A 5,322-nucleotide genomic window follows, 5' to 3' on the forward strand; every position below is an offset into this window, starting at 1 on the left:
AGAGAGGAGTTCAGATAATGTGCCACTCCCGTCTCTTCGCTCATGCCGTTTATCACGTCCACCTGGTTTTTCATCAGCGCTATGAGCGGCGACACGACAATTGCCGTACCTTCCATCAAGAGAGAGGGCAGTTGGTAGCAAAGCGACTTGCCGCCTCCCGTAGGCATGAGCACGAAAGTGTCGTTGCCGGCGAGCAGGTTGCGGATTATCTCCTCCTGTTCTCCCTTGAAGCTGTTGAAACCGAAATAGTGCTTCAGTTTTTCAGTAAGATTAACATCATTAGTCATATAACAAGCTGTTTCCTTATTATGTCTCATTCCAATGCCGGCGGCAGCATGCAGACATCCGTGGTCCGCACCTGCCGTTGGCATCGTGTGTTTTATGAATAGTTCCTTTAGTCTGTCTCGAGTTTCTGCAGATGCGCCTTGTCGAGCTGTGACTTGGCGTAGTCGAGAGTGACCGTGAATTCCTTCACGTTCTCCGACGGCACGTCGAACATGGCATCCATCATCACGCTCTCCACAATAGAACGGAGTCCGCGTGCACCGAGTTTGTATTCCATTGCCTTGTCAACGATAAAGTCGAACACGCCGTCTTCGAATTCCAGCTTTATGCCGTCTATCTCGAAGAGCTTCTGGTATTGCTTCACGATGGAGTTCTTTGGTTCCACGAGAATGGAGCGCAGGGCTTCCTTGTCGAGAGGGTTGAGATAGGTGAGCACCGGCAGACGACCGATGATCTCTGGTATCAGTCCGAACGACTTGAGGTCTTGCGGAAGGATATACTTCATCATGTCCTTCTTGTCTATCTTCTTCACATTCTGCACGGAGTTGTATCCCACCACATGTGTGTTCAGTCGCTGGGCTATCTTGCGCTCTATGCCGTCGAACGCACCGCCACAGATGAAGAGGATGTTCTTCGTGTCGATATGCACATAGTCCTGGTCGGGATGCTTGCGGCCTCCCTTTGGCGGAACGTTGACCATCGAACCCTCGAGGAGCTTCAGCAGACTCTGCTGCACTCCCTCGCCGCTGACGTCGCGGGTAATCGAAGGGTTGTCGCTCTTGCGGGCTATCTTGTCCACTTCGTCGATGAACACGATGCCACGCTCTGCCAGTTCCACATTGTAGTCTGCCACCTGCAGCAACCGGCTGAGGATGCTCTCCACGTCTTCGCCCACATAGCCTGCCTCGGTGAACACCGTGGCATCGACGATGGTGAACGGTACATCGAGCAGCTTGGCTATCGTGCGGGCAAGAAGGGTCTTTCCGGTACCGGTGCTTCCCACCATGATGATGTTGCTCTTCTCTATCTCCACGCCGTCGTCGGTGGGCGCCTGCTTGATTCGCTTATAGTGGTTGTATACAGCCACGGAGAGATAGCGCTTCGCCTCGTCCTGTCCGATGACATACTGGTCGAGGTAGTCTTTTATCTCATGGGGCTTTGGAACTTCCACGGAATCCCAGGAACTGAAATCGTGCTTATCCTCACCGTCGTCGTCCAGCAGATGGTTCGCCTTGAGGATGTCGAATGCCTGTGCCACGCAATGGTCGCAGATGTAGCCGTTCATACCCGAGATAAGGAGCTTCACATCGTGCTCCCCTCTGCCGCAGAAGGAACACACCTTCTTTTTTCTTTCAGCCATATCTTCTCCCTACCTTTTTATTTTCTTGTAAGCACCGTGTCAATCATTCCATATTCACGGGCCTCTTCTGCCGTCATCCAGTAGTTGCGGTCGGAGTCGTTCCACACCTTGTCGTATGGTGTGTGTGAATGGTTGGCGATTATAGTGTAGAGTTCTTTCTTGAACTTCATGATTTCCTTTGCCTCAATCTCAATGTCGGATGCCTGTCCCTGCACTCCGCCCAGCGGCTGGTGTATCATCACGCGGCTGTGGGGCAGAGCGGAACGCTTGCCTTCGGTTCCCGAAACGAGGAGCACTGCCGCCATCGACGCTGCCATACCGGTGCAGATGGTGGCAACATCGCTGGAGATGAACTGCATGGTGTCGTAGATGCCGAGACCTGCCGTCACGCTTCCGCCGGGACTGTTGATATAGATTGAGATGTCCTTGCCTGAGTCTACTGAATCAAGATACAGGAGCTGTGCCTGCAGTGTGTTGGCGGTGTAGTCGTTCACCTCAGTGCCGAGGAAGATGATGCGGTCCATCATGAGACGTGAGAAAACGTCCATCTGGGTAACGTTGAGCTGGCGCTCCTCCAGAATGTAGGGGTTCATGTATTGAGCCTGTGTCTTCATCACATCGTCGAGCACCATACCACTCATTCCGAGGTGCCCGGTAGCGTATTTTCTAAAATCGTTATTCATATATTTCTTATGTGTTCTGATATAAAAAAAAGAGGTTATCCACCTTTTCTTATACAAAGATAATAAAAAAGTAGATAACCTCTAATATATATCAGAGATTTTTTTAATCAAAATCTATTATTCGCCCTTCATCATCTCGTTGAACTCGTCGAGAGTTGCCTCCTTCGGAGTGAGCTTCACTACATTCTTGAGTGTTGCAACGAGCTTGCGGTCGATGCTGCGGTCAACGAGTGAGTCTACAAGCTCCTTCTTCTTCAGCATATCGTTGGCATAGTTCTCGAGATACTCCTCAGGAACGTTTGTCATGCCATACTGAGCAAACTGAGCGCGGGCTGCCTCCTTGGCTGTCTCCTTCAGGTCGGCGTCGTCGATCTTGATGCCGTTTGCCTCAACGAGCTGCTCGCGAACCAGGTGCCATGTCAGCTCCTTGATGCTCTGCTCGTAGTTGTCCTCAACGAACTTCTCGCCCTTGTCCTTGTTCTGGGCGAGCATGAAGCGCTTGAGCAGTGCGTCCGGATACTCCAGCTTGCCCACCTTCTCCTCGAGATACTTGCGCAGGTCAACGAGGAACTTGAAGTCGCCGTCGTTGGCGAGCTGCTCCTTCAGACCCTCTGCGATCTTCTCGCGGAATGCCTTCTCGTCCTTCACCTCATCCTTGCCGTAAACGGTGTCGAAGAGCTCCTGGTTCACCTCTGCCTTTACGAAGCGGGAAATCTCTGTAACCTGGAAGCTGAAGTCTGATGTGAGGTCTGCCACCTCTTCCTTCTTCATCTTGAGCAGTGATGAAACCTCAACGTCGCTCTCCGGGTATGCCTTCTTAGGGTTGAAGGTGATGATGTCGCCGAGCTTGCAGCCCTCAAAGAGCTTCTTCTGGTCTTCCACCTTGATATAATCCGGCATGAGGACAGCGCCCTCTACGGTGATGCCACCTTCCTTGGTGTTGCCGTTCTCATCGAGCTCGCGGATGTCGCCCTTGAGCATATCATTTGCCTGATACTCCTCTGCCTTGTCGTAGTGGCCGGCACGAGAAGCGAACATATCGATCTGACGGTTCACGAGGTCGTCGTCAACCTTGATTGTGTAGTAGTCGAGAGTATCCTTGTCGGTGAGCTCCACCTTGAACTCTGGAGCCACGGCGATATCAAACTTGAACACGTATGGAGCGTCCTTCTCCAGGTCTACAGGCTCCTGACCCTCGTTTGCCATTGGCTCGCCGAGCATCTTGATCTTGTTCTCGTTTACATACTTATAGAGCTCCTCGCCGATGATCTTGTTGATCTCCTCAGCCTTAACGCCCTCGCCGTACTGTCTCTTTATCATGCCCATTGGCACCTGTCCCGGACGGAAACCTGGCAGCTGAGCCTTCTTGCGAAGGTCTTTCAGTGTCTTCTCAACTCTGTCCTGGAAATCTGCAGTCTCCACTGTCAAGGTCAACAGTCCGTTCACCTTATCTGGATTCTCAAAAGAAATCTTCATTTTTCGTTATTCGTATTTTATATGATTATTATTTTTCTCTGTCTCTATCGCTTTATATACCGAAGGTCACCAAGACCTGCCGCCAGTCAGCAGCCTCTCATTGCCCTCGCCCCATTCGCCTCGTCCCTTCGTCCGGCACCAGTCCCTTATGAAGGTTAGGATGGGTTTCTCGTCCATTCGCCCGGTATCCAGTTCGTTCCCTTTGGGAAGGTTAGGATGGGTCTCTCCCATTCGCCCGGTAACCAGTTCCTTCCCTTTGGGAAGGTTAGGATGGGTTCCAGGTTAGGATGGGTTTATGGATTCCATATATATAATAATGTATGGCCCACAACCTGTCGATACAAGAGGGGCACGCACACTAATGGCTTGCAAAATTAATTATAAAAGGTGTAAAGACCTAAAGTTTTGGAATTTTTAACAAACACAGGACTTACTCCCTTCTCGCTCTCTTTCTCTCGTCCACCTCCTGGAAGTTCTTCTGACGAAGTTCGAAATCCACACCGAGATATTTCTCCCTCACGATGTCGTTGGCGGCAAGTTCCTCCGGACTGCCCTTGAAGAGGATCCTGCCCTCGAAGAGCAGATAGGCACGGTCGGTGATGGTGAGCGTCTCCTGCACATTGTGGTCGGTGATGAGAATACCGATGTTGCGGTATTTCAACTGCCACACCACATGCTGGATGTCTTCCACGGCGATCGGGTCAACGCCGGCAAACGGTTCGTCGAGCATGATGAACTTTGGGTCGATGGCGAGACAGCGGGCTATCTCCGTGCGGCGGCGCTCTCCTCCCGAAAGACGGTCGCCGAGGTTCTTGCGCACCTTATGCAGGTCGAACTCGTCTATCAGCGTCTCCAGTTTGGCAAGCTGCTCCTTGCGGGTAAGGTCGGTCATCTCGAGCACCGCCATGATATTGTCTTCCACGCTGAGTTTCCTGAACACGCTCGCCTCCTGGGGCAGATAGCCCACACCGGCACGTGCTCTTTTATACACGGGATAGGAGGTGATGTCCTTGTCGTCGAGATAGATATGACCGGCATTGGGCACAATGAGTCCGGTGGTCATATAGAATGAAGTGGTCTTGCCGGCACCGTTCGGACCGAGCAGTCCCACGATCTCGCCCTGCTTCACGCTTATCGACACGTCGTTGACCACCGTGCGCTTGCCATACTGCTTCACGAGGCCTTCGGTGCGCAGCACCATTCCCCCGCTCTTGTTCTCCTGCTTTATATTCTCGCTGTCGCTCATTATATAGTTTGAATATCGTTATGTCTTTCCGTCAGCAGCGCCCGGACACGTGTCTTCACTCGCCGTCCGCCACAATACGAACTGCAAATATACCCAATAATTTACAAAGAGAGCCTTTCCCACCCACATTTCCTCTCCATCTTAATTCTTTTTAACCCCTATCAATCATTAGGGCTTAAATGGTATTTGACTTTTAAGGAGTGATGACTAATCCGTGATTCTCGGATATCGGTTTTGTTACTTTACTCTGCATATCGACATCAGCCCCCACC

At 51.6% G+C, this 5,322-nt stretch carries 5 protein-coding genes; all 5 read right to left on the bottom strand.

Going from position 1 to position 5,322, the window contains the following annotated elements:
• Positions 1 to 287: DEAD/DEAH box helicase (locus tag QVO99_RS05970; protein ID WP_288176997.1), on the bottom strand; the 287-nt coding region annotated here is incomplete at its 3' end.
• Between the two features lie 107 nt (positions 288 to 394).
• Positions 395 to 1,645, bottom strand: a complete 1,251-nt coding sequence (clpX, locus tag QVO99_RS05975) for an ATP-dependent Clp protease ATP-binding subunit ClpX (RefSeq protein ID WP_022316689.1) — start codon at positions 1,643 to 1,645, stop codon at positions 395 to 397.
• A 17-nt stretch (positions 1,646 to 1,662) separates the two neighbouring features.
• Positions 1,663 to 2,328 (bottom strand): ATP-dependent Clp endopeptidase proteolytic subunit ClpP, encoded by a 666-nt coding sequence (clpP, locus tag QVO99_RS05980; protein WP_022316690.1) that lies wholly within the window; start codon positions 2,326 to 2,328, stop codon positions 1,663 to 1,665.
• A gap of 117 nt (positions 2,329 to 2,445) precedes the next feature.
• The gene (gene tig, locus QVO99_RS05985; protein ID WP_022316691.1) at positions 2,446 to 3,804 is read right to left on the bottom strand and encodes a trigger factor; all 1,359 of its coding nucleotides are present in this window, start codon (positions 3,802 to 3,804) and stop codon (positions 2,446 to 2,448) included.
• A gap of 430 nt (positions 3,805 to 4,234) precedes the next feature.
• Positions 4,235 to 5,050, bottom strand: coding sequence for an LPS export ABC transporter ATP-binding protein (gene lptB / locus QVO99_RS05990; RefSeq protein WP_022316692.1), 816 nt, complete (start codon positions 5,048 to 5,050; stop codon positions 4,235 to 4,237).
• Positions 5,051 to 5,322: the final 272 nt, after the last annotated feature.

Source organism: Prevotella sp. CAG:592 (assembly GCF_000436015.1).
Lineage (GTDB): Bacteria > Bacteroidota > Bacteroidia > Bacteroidales > Bacteroidaceae > Prevotella > Prevotella pectinovora.

Coding starts and splice junctions, on each gene's coding strand:
- clpX (WP_022316689.1), bottom strand. CDS start 1,645: ATGGCTGAAAGAAAAAAGAAGGTGTGTTCCTTCTGCGGCAGAGGGGAG.
- clpP (WP_022316690.1), bottom strand. CDS start 2,328: ATGAATAACGATTTTAGAAAATACGCTACCGGGCACCTCGGAATGAGT.
- tig (WP_022316691.1), bottom strand. CDS start 3,804: ATGAAGATTTCTTTTGAGAATCCAGATAAGGTGAACGGACTGTTGACC.
- lptB (WP_022316692.1), bottom strand. CDS start 5,050: ATGAGCGACAGCGAGAATATAAAGCAGGAGAACAAGAGCGGGGGAATG.